12 protein-coding genes are annotated in these 17,087 nt (G+C 72.7%); 3 read left to right on the plus strand and 9 right to left on the minus strand.

Going from position 1 to position 17,087, the window contains the following annotated elements; translation table 11 throughout:
- Positions 1-24: 24 nt before the first annotated feature.
- From ACGFYY_RS35665 to ACGFYY_RS35705, 9 genes are all read right to left on the minus strand, one after another.
- On the minus strand, positions 25-1,416 hold the full coding sequence (locus ACGFYY_RS35665; protein ID WP_393715923.1) for a pseudouridine synthase: 1,392 nt from the start codon (positions 1,414-1,416) through the stop codon (positions 25-27).
- Positions 1,416-2,039, minus strand: a complete 624-nt coding sequence (gene scpB / locus ACGFYY_RS35670) for an SMC-Scp complex subunit ScpB (RefSeq protein ID WP_393715925.1) — start codon at positions 2,037-2,039, stop codon at positions 1,416-1,418. The genes ACGFYY_RS35665 and scpB overlap by 1 nt, the downstream gene beginning before the upstream one ends.
- A gap of 8 nt (positions 2,040-2,047) precedes the next feature.
- Complete coding sequence (locus ACGFYY_RS35675) at positions 2,048-3,193, minus strand: segregation/condensation protein A (protein ID WP_393715928.1); 1,146 nt, start codon at positions 3,191-3,193, stop codon at positions 2,048-2,050.
- Positions 3,194-3,496: 303 nt separating this feature from the next.
- The gene (locus ACGFYY_RS35680; RefSeq protein WP_393715930.1) at positions 3,497-4,024 is read right to left on the minus strand and encodes a hypothetical protein; all 528 of its coding nucleotides are present in this window, start codon (positions 4,022-4,024) and stop codon (positions 3,497-3,499) included.
- Entirely contained in the window at positions 4,009-5,127 is a 1,119-nt protein-coding gene (locus ACGFYY_RS35685; RefSeq protein ID WP_393715932.1) for a ParA family protein, read from the minus strand. The genes ACGFYY_RS35680 and ACGFYY_RS35685 overlap by 16 nt, the downstream gene beginning before the upstream one ends.
- A gap of 368 nt (positions 5,128-5,495) precedes the next feature.
- Positions 5,496-6,611 (minus strand): alanine dehydrogenase, encoded by a 1,116-nt coding sequence (gene ald / locus ACGFYY_RS35690; protein ID WP_393715935.1) that lies wholly within the window; start codon positions 6,609-6,611, stop codon positions 5,496-5,498.
- A gap of 153 nt (positions 6,612-6,764) precedes the next feature.
- A complete protein-coding gene (locus tag ACGFYY_RS35695; RefSeq protein ID WP_365277980.1) occupies positions 6,765-8,753 on the minus strand; it encodes a tetratricopeptide repeat protein in 1,989 nt (662 codons plus the stop codon).
- A gap of 204 nt (positions 8,754-8,957) precedes the next feature.
- Positions 8,958-9,593 carry an NUDIX hydrolase gene (locus tag ACGFYY_RS35700; protein WP_352042385.1) on the minus strand — a complete coding sequence of 212 codons (636 nt, stop codon included), beginning with the start codon at positions 9,591-9,593 and terminating at the stop codon, positions 8,958-8,960.
- Between the two features lie 83 nt (positions 9,594-9,676).
- The gene (locus tag ACGFYY_RS35705) at positions 9,677-11,329 is read right to left on the minus strand and encodes a CTP synthase (protein ID WP_365277983.1); all 1,653 of its coding nucleotides are present in this window, start codon (positions 11,327-11,329) and stop codon (positions 9,677-9,679) included.
- A 449-nt stretch (positions 11,330-11,778) separates the two neighbouring features.
- Here ACGFYY_RS35705 and ACGFYY_RS35710 point away from each other — a divergent pair, with 449 nt between their 5' ends.
- From ACGFYY_RS35710 to ACGFYY_RS35720, 3 genes are all read left to right on the plus strand, one after another.
- Positions 11,779-13,608 (plus strand): glycoside hydrolase family 15 protein, encoded by a 1,830-nt coding sequence (locus ACGFYY_RS35710; protein ID WP_365277985.1) that lies wholly within the window; start codon positions 11,779-11,781, stop codon positions 13,606-13,608.
- 169 nt (positions 13,609-13,777) lie between these two features.
- Positions 13,778-15,160 (plus strand): FAD-binding oxidoreductase, encoded by a 1,383-nt coding sequence (locus tag ACGFYY_RS35715; RefSeq protein ID WP_365277988.1) that lies wholly within the window; start codon positions 13,778-13,780, stop codon positions 15,158-15,160.
- Positions 15,161-15,195: 35 nt separating this feature from the next.
- A complete protein-coding gene (locus ACGFYY_RS35720; RefSeq protein WP_393715939.1) occupies positions 15,196-16,821 on the plus strand; it encodes a PucR family transcriptional regulator in 1,626 nt (541 codons plus the stop codon).
- Positions 16,822-17,087: the final 266 nt, after the last annotated feature.

Raw genomic sequence — 17,087 nt, forward strand, 5'->3', positions numbered from 1 at the left:
CCCGTGGGGCGACCGGCCCGCGTCCTAGAGACCGACCTCGCGCATCAGCATGCCGACCTCGGTGTTGGTCAGGCGGCGCAGCCAGCCGGACTTCTGGTCGCCCAGCTCGATCGGACCGAAGGCGGTCCGGACGAGCTTGTCGACGGGGAAGCCCGCCTCGGACAGCATGCGGCGCACGATGTGCTTGCGGCCCTCGTGGAGGGTCACCTCGACCAGGTAGTTCTTGCCGACCTGGTCGACGACGCGGAAGTTGTCGGCGCGGGCGTACCCGTCCTCCAGCTCGATGCCGTCCTTGAGCCGCTTGCCGATGTCGCGCGGCAGCGAGCCGGTGATCGCGGCCACGTACGTCTTCTGCACGCCGTACTTCGGGTGCGTGAGGCGGTGGGCCAGCTCACCGTGGTTGGTGAGCAGGATGATGCCCTCGGTCTCGGTGTCGAGCCGGCCGACGTGGAAGAGACGGGTCTCACGGTTGGTGACGTAGTCGCCCAGGCACTGGCGGCCGTCCGGGTCCTCCATGGTGGAGACGACACCGGCGGGCTTGTTCAGCGCGAAGAACAGGTACGACTGGGTGGCGACGGTCAGGCCGTCCACCTTGATCTCGTCCTTCGGCTGGACGCGCTTGCCCTGCTCCAGCACGATCTCGCCGTTGACCTCGACGCGGGCCTGCTCGATGAGCTCCTCGCAGGCGCGGCGCGAACCCATGCCGGCGCGGGCGAGGACCTTCTGCAGACGCTCGCCCTCCTCCTCGGCACCCGGGAAGGTCTTCGGGGTCTTGACCACGGGCTTGTCGGCGTACCGGTCGCGCACGCGCTCCTCGATCCGCGCGTCCAGCTCGCGGGGGCGGGACTGGCCGCTGCGGCTGCCGGGGCCGCTGCGCGGGCCGCCGGCTCCGCCGATGCCGGGGGTCTTGGCGGTGCGGGGACCGCCCTTGGCGCCACCGCGCGCCGCGGCACCGCGGGCACCGCCGCCGCCCGCCTTGGGGCCGCTGCGTCCGCTGCGCTCGCCCTCGGGGCCGACGTCGTAGCGGCGCTCCTCAGGACGCGGGTTGCGGATGCGGGGGGCCGGCTGGTCGCGGTCGCGCGCGTCGGAGCCGCCCTGGTAACCGCCACCGCCCTGGTAGCCGCCGCCGGAGCTGCCACCGCGGGAGCCACCGCCCTGGTAACCGCCGCGGGAGCCGCCGCCCTGGTAGCCGCCGCCGGAGCTGCCACCGCGGGAGCCACCGGAGCTGCCGCCCCGGTAACCGCCGCCGGAGCTGCCGCCACGGGAGCCGCCGGAGCCGCTGCCACCGCCGGAGCCGCTCCCGCGGTAGCCACCGCCGCCGGAGGAGGAGCCGCCGCGGGAGTTACCGCCGCGTCCGCCACCACCGCCGCCGCTGTTCCTGTTACCGCCGCCGTTGCCGTTGCCGCTGCTTCGCATCAAAGTTCCGTCGTCTTGTCGTCGTCTTCATCGGTGTCCGGTGCGTCCGGATCGAACGACGGCACACCTTCTTGCGTCTCGGCTTCGATCGCGTCCGCCTCGGGGAGGAAGGGCGCGAGCTCCGGGAGCTCGTCCAGGCCGCGCAGGCCCATCCGCTCCAGAAAGTAGTTCGTCGTCCTGTACAGGATCGCACCTGTTTCGGGTTCCGTCCCCGCCTCCTCCACCAGACCGCGCTGGAGGAGGGTCCGCATGACCCCGTCGCAGTTGACTCCGCGGACCGCCGAGACCCGTGATCGGCTCACCGGCTGGCGGTACGCGACGACCGCCAGGGTCTCCAGGGCCGCCTGGGTGAGCCGGGCCTGCTGGCCGTCCAGGACGAAGCCCTCCACGGCCGGCGCGTACTCGGCCCGGGTGTAGAACCGCCAGCCCCCGGCGACCAGCCGCAGCTCGAAGCCCCGGCGCGCGGCCGTGTACTCGTCGGCGAGCTCCCGCAGCGCCTGCGCGACCTCGCGCGGGGTGCGCTCCAGCACCTTGGCCAGGTGCGCCTCGGTGGCCGGCTCGTCCACGACCATGAGCACGGCCTCCAGGGCCGGCTTCAGCTCGAGCGCGGCCACCGCGCTCACGTCGCCGTTCAATCCTTCGCCTCCACGATCCGGTCGAACTCGTCGGTCACGGTCGGCATGCCGTCGCCGTCCCCGCCGCTCCAGCGCACGGTGAGGGTCCGCAGCGCCTCCTCCTGGTCGAGGACGACCGCCCTCTCCCGGTACAGCTCCAGCAGGGCCAGGAAGCGCGCGACGACGGTGAGGGTGTCCTCGGCGTCCTCGGTGAGCTCCTGGAAGGTGGCCTCGCCGCGCGCCTTCAGCATCCGCACCACCAGTCCGGCCTGCTCGCGCACGCTGACCAGGGGGGCGTGGATGTGGTCCACGTACACCTGGGGCTTGGCCTTGGGCTGCATGGCCTTCACCGCCAGCCGGGCGAACCCCTCCGGCCCGATGCTGATGACGACCTCGGGCAGCAGGTCCGCGTGGTGCGGCTCCAGCCCGACCGTCCGCGGGTACCGCCGCCCCTCGGCCTCCGCGCGCCGCTCGAAGATCTCGGCGATCTGCTTGTACGCGCGGTACTGGAGCAGCCGCGCGAAGAGCAGGTCGCGGGCCTCCAGCAGGGCCAGGTCCGCCTCGTCCTCGACCTCGGCGGCCGGCAGCAGCCGGGCGGCCTTCAGGTCGAGGAGGGTGGCGGCGACGACGAGGAACTCGGTGGTCTGGTCGAGGTCCCAGTCGGGCCCCATGGCACGGATGTGCGCCATGAACTCGTCGGTGACCTTGGACAGCGCGACCTCCGTGACGTCGAGCTTGTGCCGCGAGATCAGCTGGAGCAGCAGGTCGAAGGGGCCCTCGAAGTTGGCGAGCCGCAGGGTGAACCGCCCGTCGCCTCCGGCGCGGCTCGCGGTGTCCGTGCCCTCGGCCGGGTCGCCGCCCCCGACGCTCGCGGTGTCCGCGCCCTCGGTCGGGGCGGCGGCATGCACGGCATCGATCTGCGGGGACTTCGCGTCCGGGGCCGGACCGGGCTCAGGACGGCCCTGCTGCCCGTCTGCGGGCTCGGGGGAACGTTCCGGCTCGGTACCGCCGACGGCCGGTGCGGGGCTCGTGGCGGGCGCCTCAGGGGCTTCGGAGACCGCTTCCGCGCCGTGTGCTTCCGGTTGCCCGGCCGGGGCGGCGGCGCCGGGGCCGCGCCCCAGGGCGCGCCGGGTCGGTCGGCCGGATTCGGCGGGGAGGGGCATCGCGGTCCAGGAGGTGCATGGGGGGCGGCGTGGAGGGCCGGGCGCCGTGGCCGCGGCCACCAGCAGCCTACGGGCTCGGCCGTGCGACCCGGCGGATCACCGCCCCGTACGGCGCCGCGTGCGCGACGGGTCCCACGCGGCGGGCCGGAACGCACGGGCAGCCGGGCCGACCGACCGTTCGGCCTCGGATCCCCCCGGGCGGACAGCCGCCGGGGCCCCTGCTCCGGGAGTGCGCGCCGGGTGCCGAGCGGCACCCGGGCGGCCCGGACGCGCAGGCGCCGCACGAGCGGTCCCGCGGGGCGGTCAGCGGCCGCGCAGGCGGCGTACGAGGATGCTCGCGTCCCCGCGGGATTCCAGATCGGCGAGGACGACCGCGACCGCCTCGCGGACGATGCGGCCCCGGTCCACCGCCAGCCCGTGCTCCCCGCGCAGCACCAGCCGCGCGTGCTCCAGGTCCATGAGCTCCTCGGCGGAGACGTAGACCGTGATCTTCTCGTCGTGGCGCTCGCGGCCGCTGGGGCGCCGGTTGGCGCCCCGGCCCTGCCCCTTGCCCCGGCGGCCGGCGCCGGCCGGGGCCGACATGCCGCCCGACGGGCCGGCAGAACCTTCCTGCGGCCGCCTGGGCTGCCCCACCACGGGCCCGCCGGCGTCCACGGTGGCCGCGGCCTCCCGGCCGCGGCCCTCGTTCGCCGTGCCCTCGGCCGACGTGGCCGAGTGTTCCGCGGCGGGCGCCTCCTCGACCCCGCGCCGCGGCGAGGACGACTGGAGCGCCATCCCCCCGGTCGTACGGAACAGTTCGTCGGCTCCGGGCAGACTCACTCGGCGTGACACCGGGCGAGCACCTCCCTGGCCAGCTGGCGGTAGGCGGCGGCGCCGACGGAGTTGGAGGCGTACGTCGTGATCGGCTCACCGGCGACCGTGGTCTCCGGGAAGCGCACCGTGCGGCCGATGACCGTGTGGTAGACGTGGTCGTCGAAGGCCTCGACGACACGCGCCAGCACCTCACGGCTGTGCACCGTACGGGAGTCGTACATCGTGGCGAGGATGCCGTCGAGCTCCAGCTCGGGGTTGAGCCGCTCCTGCACCTTCTCGATGGTCTCGGTCAGCAACGCCACGCCGCGCAGCGCGAAGAACTCGCACTCCAGCGGGACGATGACCTTGTGAGCCGCCGTCAGGGCGTTCACGGTCAGCAGACCGAGCGAGGGCTGACAGTCGATCACGATGTAGTCGTAGTCGGCCAGCAGGGGCTTCAGGGCCCGCTGCAGGGTGGACTCGCGCGCGACCTCACTGACCAACTGCACCTCGGCAGCGGACAGGTCGATGTTGCTCGGCAGCAGGTCCATGTTGGGGACCGCCGTCTTGAGCAGCACCTCGTCGGCCGACATGCCCCGCTCCATGAGCAGGTTGTAGACCGTCAGGTCGAGTTCCATCGGGTTCACGCCGAGACCCACGGACAACGCGCCCTGCGGGTCGAAGTCGACGAGCAGCACGCGGCGCCCGTACTCGGCGAGCGCGGCAGCCAGGTTGATGGTCGACGTGGTCTTGCCCACGCCGCCCTTCTGGTTGCACATCGCGATGATCTTCGCCGGACCGTGGTCGGTCAGCGGACCCGGGATCGGGAAGTACGGGAGCGGGCGTCCGGTCGGGCCGATCCGCTCACGGCGCTGGCGGGCAGCGTCGGGGGCGAGAGTGGCCGCGTACTCGGGGTCCGGTTCGTACTCCGCGTCGGGGTCGTAGAAGTGCCCCTCGGGCACATTGTCGTAGTCGGCGAAACCCACGGGCTTTTCGCCGCTCAGGTCGCCGGCCCTGGAGTTCACGTCTAGGCCGTCCATGCTCTTTTGGGGCGTCGTCATGTGCTGGTGGTTTGCGAAGGTGCGTACTGCGACGGAGCCGACAGCTTCGAGCCCGGTAGGGCCTTGGCCCCGCTCGGGCATCCCTGCTCGACCACCCCCAGGAGCAAATGTCGACTCATTCACAAGTCGTCTTACCTCCTCGGACGTGACCAGGACACTTATCGATAGGTCAGCGTGGCACCATGCCGACGGTTGGCGACTCTATGGCGTGTCACCACTCAGCGGCAACACAATCCACCGGACCCGGCACGATGTGTCGGCAACCGAACACCACTCTGTCAAGGGCGCACGAGCTGTCGCTGCGAAGTTTCGCGGGTGCGCGAAAGGGTTAAAGGGTTACGTTCGAGGCGAGTTGAGCGGGGTCTCGGGGCACCGCGCAAACGCGACCGGCCGGACCTTGCGGGCAAGGTCCGGCCGGATACGTGAGATTGACGTCAGTCGTTGACGTGTCAGCCGAGCAGCGTGCTCAGCTCGAGGGTCTCCAGGCCGTGGGCCTCGGCGACGGGACCGTAAACGACCTGGCCGTCATGGGTGTTGAGGCCCAGGCCCAGGGCGGCGTCACGACGCAGCGCCTCGACCCAGCCGAGGTTGGCGAGCTGCACGATGTAGGGCAGCGTCGCGTTCGTCAGCGCGTAGGTGGAGGTGTTCGGCACCGCGCCCGGCATGTTGGCGACGCAGTAGAAGACCGAGTTGTGGACCGTGAAGGTCGGCTCGGCGTGAGTGGTCGGACGGGAGTCCTCGAAGCAGCCACCCTGGTCGATCGCAATGTCGACAAGGACACTTCCGGGCTTCATCTTGGCGACGAGCTCGTTGGTGACCAGCTTCGGGGCCTTCGCACCCGGGATCAGGACGGCGCCGATGACGAGGTCGGCCTCGACGACGGCCTTCTCCAGCTCGTAGGCGTTGGAGACGATCGTCTTGATCTTCGTACCGAAGATCTTGTCGGCCTCGCGGAGCTTGTTGATGTCGCGGTCGAGCAGGGTCACGTGGAAGCCCATGCCGATGGCGATCTGCGCGGCGTTCCAGCCGGAGACGCCGCCACCGATGACGACGCACTCGCCGGCGTGGGTGCCGGGGACACCGCCCGGGAGGACGCCGCGGCCGCCGGCCGAGCGCATCAGGTGGTAGGCGCCGACCTGCGGGGCCAGGCGGCCCGCGACCTCGGACATCGGGGCGAGCAGCGGGAGCGCGCGGTTGGCGAGCTCGACCGTCTCGTACGCGATGGCGGTGGTGCCGGACTCCAGCAGGGCGTCCGTGCACTCGCGGGAGGCCGCCAGGTGCAGGTACGTGAAGAGCGTCTGGTCCTTGCGGAGGCGGTGGTACTCCTCCGCGATCGGCTCCTTGACCTTGAGCAGCAGGTCGGCGGTGGCCCAGACCTCGTCGGCGGTGTCGAGGATCTCGGCGCCGGCCGCGACGTACTCGGCGTCCGTGATCGAGGAACCCATACCGGCGTTCTGCTCGATGAAGACCTGGTGGCCGTTGCGGACCAGCTCATGCACGCCGGCGGGCGTGATGGCGACCCGGAACTCGTTGTTCTTGACCTCGCGGGGGATGCCGACCTTCATCGTCGATCACGGTCCTTGACGTTGGGGGAATTACGGGGGCACTTCCATACATACCCGCCCACAAGAACGCGCAACGGGATGCACCACGGGATGCCGCGGTGAACCCAGTCTAATGAAGGATGACGTGCTGTCTAGCCTTGCAAACAAATAATCTCAGTCGGAATCACTACGGATTTCGCAGGCTGCGGGGTCATCTCCCAGCAATCTGTCAGCTGCTGAGCGGTGCAGCCTGGCAGCTGCGGGGTCGCCCAATCTGTCGAGCGTGTCGGCCAGCCTGACCTGCAGTGCCGCCTGAAGTCGCTGGTCCCCGGCCCGGCGCGCCAGCTCCACCGCCTCGCGGCAGGTGTGCAGCGATTCCTCGGGCCGGCCGGCGTACTCCTGGACCCGCGCCATCTCGCTCAACGCCTTGGCCTGACCGGGGACATCGGCCAGCTTCCGGTAGCCCGCGGCGGCCGCCCGCCAGCTGCGCAGCGCGTCCCCGTACCGCCCCGCGTAGGTGTGGACGTTCCCGAGCCGCCCGTACAGCCGGGCCTCGTCCGCGCGCTCGCCCCGCGCGAGGGCCTGGGAGAGCGCCCGGCCGAACCAGTCGGAGGCCCGGTGCCAGTCCGCCAGCTCCTGGTAGGCGCCTCCTACGGATTCCATCGCGCGGCCCGTGGCGTACGGATCCATCGCGGCCCGTCCGGCGTCCAGGGCGGCCCGGTAGCGCTCCAGGGCCTCCTGGGTGCGGCCGGTCTCGGCATCCAGATCGGCCAGGTTCAGCAACGCGGCCGCCTGCTCCCGGTGCAGGTCGCGGCGCTCCGCCACGTCCAGGACCAGGCGGTGCAGCCCGTACAGCTCCGGGGCGGCCCCGGCCGTGCCCCGGTGGTCCGCCAGCGCCCGGACCAGGGCCGCGACCAGTCGGCGGGCCAGGGTGTCGAGCCCACCGTCGGCCACGGCCAGCGTGGCGGCTGCGGTGAGCGCGGGCAGCCGGGTGTCCAGCCAGGTCGCGGCGGCCCGCCGGTCGGGGAACCGCAGGGCGCGCGGCAGCCCGTCCAGCAGTTCGCGCAGGCCGTCGTCCACGGCGGCGTCCACCCCGGGCTCCGCGGCGTCGGCCATGGCCCGGCAGGAGTGCAGCAGCCGTACGGTGCGCTCCAGCATCCGGGCCCGGGCCAGCTGCACCTCGGCGGGGCGTTCCTTGGCCTCCAGGAGGGCCTGGAGCAGCGGCGCGAGGCAGCCGGGCAGCAGGAAGAGGCCGTCGCGGGAGGGGCGGACCAGGCCCAGCCCGGCGAAGTCGTCCAGGGTCGACTGGGCGGCGGCCACGGAGCAGCCGGCCAGGGCGGAGGCGGTGTGCGAGTCGATGCTGCCGGCCGGGGCGAGCGGCAGGAGCCGCAGGGTCCGCTGGGCGGGCTGCGGCAGGGACTCGTAGACGAGCCGGAAGCCGCGGGCGAGCGGGCCGCCGGTGGTGGCGGGCATGTCGTGGAGCTGCTTGGCCACGTCGGCGACGGATGCCTTGGGGTGGGCGGCGAGCCAGCCGCCCACGAGGACGAGCGCGGCGGGCTGGCCCCCGCACTCCTCGGCGAGGGCCTCGGCGGCCCGGGGGTCGGCGGTGACCCGGGTGTCGCCGATGCGCTGGACGAGCAGTTCCACGGCGGAGGGGGTGTCGAGTCCGCCGAGGGTGCAGGGCCGGACGTCGGGGATGCCGGTGAGCGGCCCCTCGGCGGTGACCACGACGAGGCACTCGGGGGTGTCCGGCAGCAGGGCGTCCACCTGCTCGGGGTCGACGGCGTCGTCGACCAGGATGATGGCCCGGCGGCCTTCGAGGGCGGTGCGCAGAGCCGAGCTCAGCTCGTCCTCGCCGGCTCCGGGCGGGGTGGGTCGGCCCAGTCCCTCCAGCAGGCCGCGGACGGCCCGCTCGGTGGGCACGGTCGCCCCGCCGGGGGTGGTGAGCCGGGTGCGGAGCACGCCGTCGGGGTAATCCTCGGCGACCTCCTGCACGAAGGCCTCGGCGAGGGCCGTGCGCCCGGACCCCGGCCGTCCGGCGACGAGCAGCACCCGGGCCCGGGGCGCCTTGGCCTTGCGGCCGGAGAGGGTGTCGAGCCCGGTTCGCGCGATGTCCTCGCGCAGCTCCTTGAGCTCACGCCGCCGCCCGACGAAATCCGCCACGGATCCGCTCCTCTCCCTGCCACCGGATTGCGAGCGTAGTTCACGCAGAGCGACGACCCGGGTGGAGCGCGGCGGGCAAATCCCCCAATCGGATCAGCAGATGGACCTATTTTTCACGCGCCGCTCCCACGGCGCGGCCCCGGCGGGCCCGCGGGGGCCGGCCGAGGCGCGCCGTACGGCGTCGACGGACCCGGAAGAGACGGCCTACGCCTCGTACGGGCGGGCCGGCCAGGGGGCGAGGGCCGGGCGCAGGGCCTCGATGCCGCCCTCGGAGGCGAGGGCGGCGGCCAGGGCCAGTACCCCGGTCACCAGTCCCGGGTTGTGCAGCTCGCCCGCCAGGACCCCGCGGACCAGGTCCGCGAGCGGGACCCGGGCGATCTCCATGTCCGCCTCCTCCTCGGAGACCTCGTACCGCTCCCCCTCGGCCTCCGCCAGATCCCGCGCGAGGAAGATCCGGACGGCCTCGTCGGATCCGCCGGGCGAGGTGAAGAAGTCGGCCAGCACCCGCCACTCGCCCGCCTTGGCGTGCGCCTCCTCGTACAGCTCCCGCTGGGCGGCGTGCAGCGGGTTCTCACCGGGTACGTCGAGCAGACCGGCCGGGAGTTCCCACAGTCGGTGCCGCACCGGGTGGCGGAACTGCTTGAGGACCAGCACCCGCTGTTCCTCGTCGAGGGCGAGGACGCACACCGAGCCCGGGTGCACCTGGTAGTCGCGGCGCACCACCGAGCTGTCGGGCATCCGGACCTGGTCCGAGCGGACGGCCGTCTTCGCGCCCTCGAACGGCGTCCGTGAGGCGACGACCTCCCACGACTCCGGTGTGTCCACGATGTCGTTGCCCATGGCCATGGCCGATACCTTCCCCGAGAACGCGACAGCCGGGGCACGATCCGTGCCCCGGCTGCCTACGTTATGCGGTCAGGCTCTCACTTCGCGGACTGCTGCCGCTCCACGGCGGCCTTGACCAGGCCGGCGAAGAGGGGGTGCGGGCGCGTGGGGCGCGAGCGCAGCTCCGGGTGGGCCTGGGTGGCCACCAGGTAGGGGTGCGTCTCGCGCGGGTACTCGACGTACTCGACGAGCTTGTTGTCCGGGGAGGTTCCGGAGAAGACGAGGCCGGCCTTCTTCTCCAGCTCGCCGCGGTAGGCGTTGTTGACCTCGTAGCGGTGCCGGTGGCGCTCGTCCACGTACGCCTGGTCGCCGTAGACCTCGCGCACGATGGAGCCCTCGGCGAGCTTGGCCGGGTACATGCCGAGGCGCATGGTGCCGCCCAGGTCGCCCGCGCCCTCGACGAAGGCCAGCTGCTCCTCCATGGTCGAGATGACCGGGTGCGGGGTGGAGGCGTCGAACTCGGTGGAGTTGGCGTCCTCGATGCCCGCGAGGTTGCGCGCGGCCTCGATGACCACGCACTGCAGGCCCAGGCACAGGCCGAGCAGCGGGATCTTGTTCTCGCGGGCGAAGGTGATCGCGCCGACCTTGCCGTTGACGCCGCGGTCGCCGAAGCCGCCGGGCACGCAGATCGCGTCGACGTCGCCGAGCACCGCCGCCGCACCGGCGGGGGTCTTGCAGTCGTCGGAGGTGACCCACTTGATCTGGACGCGGGCCTTGTTGGCGAACCCGCCGGCGCGCAGCGCCTCGGTCACCGACAGGTAGGCGTCGGGCAGGTCGATGTACTTGCCGACGAGCGCGACCTTGACCTCGTGGTCGGGGTTGTGGACCCGGTCCAGGAGGTCCTCCCACACCGTCCAGTCGACGTCGCGGAACGGCAGGTCGAGCTTGCGGACGACGTAGGCGTCCAGGCCCTCGGTGTGCAGGACCTTGGGGATGTCGTAGATCGACTTGGCGTCGATCGCCGCGACCACCGCCGCCTCGTCCACGTCGCACATCAGCGAGATCTTGCGCTTGATGGAGGTGGGAACGTCACGGTCGGCGCGCAGCACGATCGCGTCGGGCTGGATACCGATGTTGCGCAGGGCCGCGACCGAGTGCTGGGTCGGCTTGGTCTTCAGCTCGCCGGAGGGGCCGATGTAGGGCAGCAGCGAGATGTGCACGACGAAGACGTTGTCGCGGCCGACCTCGTGGCGGACCTGGCGGACGGTCTCCAGGAACGGCAGCGACTCGATGTCGCCGACGGTGCCGCCGACCTCGGTGATGACGACGTCGACGTCCTCGGTCGCCATCCGGCGGATGCGGTGCTTGATCTCGTTGGTGATGTGCGGGATGACCTGCACGGTGTCACCGAGGTACTCGCCGCGACGCTCCTTGGCGATGACCGTGTTGTAGACCTGGCCGGTGGTGACGTTGGCCGAGCCGTCGAGGTCGACGTCGAGGAAGCGCTCGTAGTGGCCGATGTCCAGGTCGGTCTCGGCGCCGTCGTTGGTGACGAACACCTCGCCGTGCTGGAACGGGTTCATCGTGCCGGGGTCGACGTTCAGGTACGGGTCGAGCTTCTGCATCGTGACCCGAAGACCGCGCGCCTTCAGCAGCGCACCCAGGCTGGAGGCCGTCAGGCCCTTGCCGAGGGAGGAAGCGACACCCCCGGTGACGAAGATGTGCTTGGTCGTCATGGATTTGGGCGGCATCGCCAAGAGGGGGCTCCCGTGGTCGCGAGGTGAGGTGCGTCCGGCGCCGGTCACCGTCGATCCGGAAGGGTCTCAGGGGGCGCCGAAGCTGCGGTTTCGGGGCTCCTGATTCGCACAGGCAGACCACCGGTCCACGGGGTACCAGCCTATCAGCGCCCGGCGGGGTCCGCCTCCGGGCACGCGGCGCACGGGCTCCGCCCGGGGGCGCCGGGGTGCGCCGGGGCGGCAAGGCCGCAGCTCACCCGTTCGGCGCAACCGCATTCCTCCGGGCCTCACGGAGATCACTAAGGTGCCGTCATATCCTGCTCGGATATTGCACACATCACCGCCGAGCAGTCCGTCGGACGGCCTAACCGGGCCGGTATGCGGAATCATGGGGCTCACGCGGCACTCCCTGCACACAGGAGACCGCGCAACAGCGCAATGCAAGCGCCCCCGCGGGGGCGGACGTGGCCGTTCGACTGGAGATGCACGTGTCCGGGCGCATCGAGGATTACGCACTGATCGGGGACATGCAGACCGCGGCACTGGTCTGTCGGGACGGAGCGGTGGACTGGCTGTGCCTGCCACGCTTCGACTCGCACGCCGTGTTCGCGAGCATTCTCGGCACCGAGGATCACGGGTTCTGGCGGATCGGCCCGTCGTTCCCGGCGGGCACCGAGGCCCCGCGGGCGACACGCCGTCGCTACCGCGGTGACTCGCTGGTGCTGGAGTCCGAGTGGGACACCCCGCGCGGCAAGGTCCGCGTGATCGACTTCATGCCGCCCCGCGAGGACCACGCGCCGCAGCTGATCCGCATCGTGGAGGGCATCAGCGGGCGGGTGCCGATGCGCTCGGCGCTGCGGATGCGTTTCAGCTACGGGCGGGTCGTGCCCTGGGTGCACAAGGTCGACGGCCGTACCGTGGCCGTCGCCGGCCCCGACTCCGTCTGGCTGGACGCCGACGCGGAGACCTACGGCGAGGACCTGACGACATACTCCGACTTCACCGTCGGACCGGGCGACCGGAAGGCCTTCAGCATCAGCTGGCAGGCCTCGCACCGCGACGCGCCCGAGACCCCCGACGCCGAGGCGGCCCTGGAGTCGACCACCGACTTCTGGCGCGAGTGGGTCGAGCAGTGCACGTACCACGGGCCCTACCGGGAAGCCGTGATCCGCTCGCTGATCACCCTCAAGGCCCTCACGTACGGCCCCACGGGCGGGATCGTCGCCGCGCCGACCACCTCCCTGCCCGAGGAGATCGGCGGCGTCCGCAACTGGGACTACCGCTACACCTGGCTGCGGGACGCGGCCATCACCCTCTCCTCGCTGCTGCGCACCGGATACCGCGAGGAGGCCCGCGCCTGGCGCGAGTGGCTGCTTCGGGCGGTCGCCGGCGACCCGGAGAACCTGCAGATCATGTACGGGATCGCGGGCGAGCGGGAGCTCGGCGAGACCGAGCTGGACTGGCTGCCCGGCTACGAGAACTCGCGCCCGGTCCGCGTCGGCAACGGCGCGGCGGGCCAGCTCCAGCTCGACGTGTACGGCGAGGTCACCGAGGCCCTGCACCTGGGCCACATGACCGGGCTCGCCCGCAGCGACTACGCCTCGCTGCTGCAGCTCAAGCTGATCCGCTACCTGGAGGAGCACTGGGACCAGCCGGACGAGGGCATCTGGGAGGTGCGCGGCCCGCGCCGCCACTTCGTGCACTCCAAGGTGATGGCCTGGGTGGCCGTGGACCGCACGATCAAGCTGATCGAGAGCGGGGACGCGGACGGCCCGCTGGAGCGGTGGCGCGAGCTGCGCGACGAGATCCACCAGGACGTGTGCGAGAAGGGCTACGACAAGGAGCGCAACACCTTCACCCAGTCGTACGGGTCGAAGGAGCTGGACGCCTCCTTGCTGCTGATCCCGCAGATGGGCTTCCTGCCGCCGGACGACAAGCGGGTCATCGGCACCATCGAGGCGATCCAGCGCGAGCTGTCCACGCCCGACGGCTTCATCCTGCGCTACCCGACGGCGGGCGACGAGGCCGGTGTGGACGGCCTGGAGGGTGACGAGGGGGCCTTCCTGGCCTGCTCGTTCTGGATGGCGGACGACCTGGCGATGATCGGCCGTGTCGACGAGGCGCGGCGGCTGTTCGAGCGGCTGCTGTCGCTCCGCAACGACCTGGGCCTGCTCGCGGAGGAGTGGGACCCGCGGCTCCAGCGGCAGGTCGGGAACTTCCCGCAGGCCTTCAGCCACGTCCCGCTGATCGACACCGCCCTGCGGCTGACGGCCAGCGGGGCGTACGGCGGCTGAATCACGGCGGCCCGCCGGGGCGCGGACGTTCTCGCCGCGCCCCGGTGATCGTCCCCGCCTACGCTGGAAGGGACCCGGGCCGTGTCCTTCGCCGCGGGCCCGGCTTGATCCGAAAGACTTGATCCGAAAGACACGGCCTATGCCCTCCCTCCGGTGGAAGGGGGCAGCCATGGCTCCCCTGTCGAAGGCGGGCGCGGCCCTGACCGCGCTCCGCGAGGATCTGTCCGGTGAGGTCTTCGCCCCGGAGGATCCGGGGTACGACGAGGCCCGGACCCTCTTCAACGCGATGATCGACCGCAGACCCGCCGTCATCGCCCAGTGCGAGAGCACGGCGGACGTGGTGACCGCCGTGCGTTTCGCGCGGGAGCTGGACCTGAACGTCGCCGTGCGCGGCGGCGGGCACAGCGTGGCCGGGATGTCCCTCAACGACGGCGGCCTCGTCGTGGACCTGCGGCGGATGCACGAGGTGACGGTCCATCCGGCTGCCGGGGCGGCGCACATCGAGGGCGGGGCCACGATGAGCCACCTGGACCGGGCCTGCGAGCCGTACGCGCTGGCGACGACCGGCGGCCGCGCCTCCACCACGGGCGTCGGCGGCTACGTGCTGGGCGGCGGCAGCGGCTGGCTGGACCGGAAGTTCGGCCTGGCCGTGGACAACCTGCTCGGCGTGGACCTGGTCACCGCCGAGGGCGAGCTGGTCCACGCGACCGCGGAGGAGCACCCGGAGCTGTTCTGGGGGCTGCACGGCGGCGGCGGGAACTTCGGCATCGCCACCTCGCTCACCCTGCGACTGTACGAACTGCCCGCCATGTCGATCGCGTTCCTGCTGTACCTGCCGGAGCGCGGGCCCGAGGTGGTCCGTACGTACCGGGACGTCATCGAGGCCGCCCCGCCCGAGGCCTCGGGCGCCGCCCTGTACCTCACCGGCCCGCCCGAGGAGTTCGTCCCGCCGCACCTGGTCGGCCGGCTGCTGGCCGGGGCGTTGCTGACGTACGCGGGCCCCGAGGACGAGATGCGCAAGCTGGCGCAGCCGCTGCTGGCGATCCCCCACGAGTCGGAGATCGTCACGGCCATCCCGTACGCCGATCTCCAGTGCATGATCGACGACCCGCCGGGGATGCGGAACTACTGGTCGGCCGAGTACCTCACCGGCTGCCCCGACGCGTTCGTGGACGTCTTCTGCGCCCGCGCCGAGGCCATGCCGGTGCCGACCGGCACCCAGCACCTGGTCTTCCCGCAGGGCGGCGCCATCGCCTCCGGCCCGACCGACTACCCGGTGCCGTACCGCGACGCGCCGTGGGCGGTGCACCCGTTCGGGATCTGGGCGGACGCGGCCGACGACGAGCGCTGCCGGCAGTGGGTCAAGGACGTCCGCGCCGACGCCCGGCCGTGGAGCACCGGCGCGGTCTACCTCAACTTCACCGGGGACGAGGGCGCGGAGCGGGTGGTCTCGGGCCTCGGGACCGAGAACATGCAGCGCCTGGGCGCGCTGAAGCGGCAGTACGACCCGGACAACATCTTCCGCTTCAACCACAACATCCAGCCCGCCTGACGATGGGGACAGGTCTGCCGGTAGCGTCCCGCGCTATGGAAAACCAGGGCGGGATCACGGTTCAGCGGGCGCTGGAACTGCCGGGGCTGCGCGGCGGACTGCCGGAGGTGGTGGCCTGCGCAGACCGTCTGGGGCGGACCGTCCGCTGGGTGCACGCGGGCGAGGTCCCGAACATCGCCTCCTTGCTCAAGGGCGGTGAGCTGCTGCTGACCACGGGGCTGGGTCTCGGCACCCGGCCGGCCGAGCAGCGGGCCTTCGTACGGCGCCTCGCCGACCGCGGGATCGCCGCGCTGGTGGTCGAGCTGGGCCCGCGCTTCACCCGGCTGCCCGCCACGATCGTGGAGACCGCGCGCTCGGCGGGACTGCCCCTGGTCCAGCTCCACCGGGAGGTCCCCTTCGTCGCGGTCACGGAGGAGGTCCACACCGAGATCGTCAACCACCACTACGCGCTGCTCCAGCGGGCCGAGGAGGTCCACCGCCGTTGTACGGAGGCCCTGCTGGGCGGTGGGGGCATCCCCCAGGTCCTGCGGATCCTGGCCGACTTCACGGGGAACCCGGTCTTCCTGGAGACCCCCGACGGGCAGCTCCTGTACGCCGCCGGCAGCGCGGCGGGCGACGCGGGCGCGGATCCGCTCCAGGTGTGGGAAGGCCTGCGCGGCCAACGCGAGGCCGAACCCGCCACGAACACGGTGGTGGTCGACGTCCCGGGCGGGGGCCACGGCACCGGCTCGGTCCGGGCCCGGGTCGTCCTGGTCGGGGTGTCGACGCCGCTGCTCCCGGTGCACCGGATGGCGGCCGAACGCACGGCGGGCGTCCTGGCCGTCGTCCTGATGCAGGCGCGGCAGGAGGAGGAGCTGGCGGCGCGCGGCCGCGGTGACTTCCTGACGGACCTGGCGGAGGGCCGTATCTCGGCGGAGGACGCCCCGGCGCAGGCCCGCGTGCTGGGGTTCAAGCCGGGCGGCGGTCCGCTGCTGCCGGTGGTGATGCGGCTGGGCTCGGACCTCGGGCCGTCCGGGAACTGGGCGGTCCTGGCCCGTGCGGTGCTGGAGGAGCTGTCGTCGGTCGGCGTCCCGGTCCTGCTGGGTGTCCGCCCGGTCGAGGGCCGGGTGCCGCTGCTGGTCTCCCTGCGGGCGGAGTCGGAGCGTACGGCGGTCGCGGACCGGGTCTCGGCGGCGCTGCGGGCGGGTGTCGAGCGCGCGGGCCTGGACCGGGCCGACGCCCCGCCGGCGGTGGTCGTCGGCGTGGCGGGGGGCTGGGCGGCCGCCTCGGCCGGTCTGCGGCACGCGGCGGAGACCGCCACCGCGGCCCACGGCCTGCCGGCCCGCCCCTGGTACGACGCCCGGCGCCTGGACATCGACCTGCTGCTGTGGCGGCTGCGCGAACACCCCGACCTGGCGGCCTTCGTGGACCGCGCGATCGGCCCGCTGCGCACGCACGACACGACCTCGCGGCCGCCGCTGCTGCCCACGCTGGAGACGTACCTGGCCCACGCGGGCCGCAAGGCGGAGACGGCGCGCGAGCTGCACCTGAACCGGCAGACGCTGTACAACCGGCTGGCCCGCATCTCGGAGCTCCTGGGCACGGACCTGGACGACCCGGAGACGGTCCTCTCCCTGAGCCTGGCCCTCCGCGCCCGCCGGCACACGCCTTCCGCTTCCTGACGCGCCGCTCGCGCGGCTCGGCCCGAGGGGCCTCCCCGGCTTCGCGCCGCTGCGCCGGACTCCGTCCGTCGAAGCCTGGGCGGGCGCGGCCGGTTGCGGCTGCCCTGCGGGGCTGTCCCCTACCCGCCCTTCCACCGTTCCCCGGGCCCTGCCCGGACCCGGGGGGGGGGGGGGGGCGCCGGGGGGGGGGGGCCCCCCCCCGGGGGGGGGTGCGGGGGGGGGGGGGGGGCGGGGGGGGGGGGGGGCGCCCCCCGGGGGGGGGCGCC

The sequence above is a fragment of the Streptomyces sp. NPDC048331 genome (assembly GCF_043201215.1).
Classification (GTDB): Bacteria; Actinomycetota; Actinomycetes; order Streptomycetales; family Streptomycetaceae; genus Streptomyces.

What these genes read in the sequence shown, in the direction of transcription:
- ald (WP_393715935.1), bottom strand. Translation starts at nt 6,611, where the DNA reads ATGAAGGTCGGCATCCCCCGCGAGGTCAAGAACAACGAGTTCCGGGTC.
- ACGFYY_RS35705 (WP_365277983.1), bottom strand. Translation starts at nt 11,329, where the DNA reads ATGCCGCCCAAATCCATGACGACCAAGCACATCTTCGTCACCGGGGGT.
- ACGFYY_RS35675 (WP_393715928.1), bottom strand. Translation starts at nt 3,193, where the DNA reads ATGCCCCTCCCCGCCGAATCCGGCCGACCGACCCGGCGCGCCCTGGGG.
- ACGFYY_RS35720 (WP_393715939.1), top strand. Translation starts at nt 15,196, where the DNA reads ATGGAAAACCAGGGCGGGATCACGGTTCAGCGGGCGCTGGAACTGCCG.
- ACGFYY_RS35700 (WP_352042385.1), bottom strand. Translation starts at nt 9,593, where the DNA reads ATGGGCAACGACATCGTGGACACACCGGAGTCGTGGGAGGTCGTCGCC.
- ACGFYY_RS35665 (WP_393715923.1), bottom strand. Translation starts at nt 1,416, where the DNA reads ATGCGAAGCAGCGGCAACGGCAACGGCGGCGGTAACAGGAACAGCGGC.
- ACGFYY_RS35685 (WP_393715932.1), bottom strand. Translation starts at nt 5,127, where the DNA reads ATGCCCGAGCGGGGCCAAGGCCCTACCGGGCTCGAAGCTGTCGGCTCC.
- ACGFYY_RS35715 (WP_365277988.1), top strand. Translation starts at nt 13,778, where the DNA reads ATGGCTCCCCTGTCGAAGGCGGGCGCGGCCCTGACCGCGCTCCGCGAG.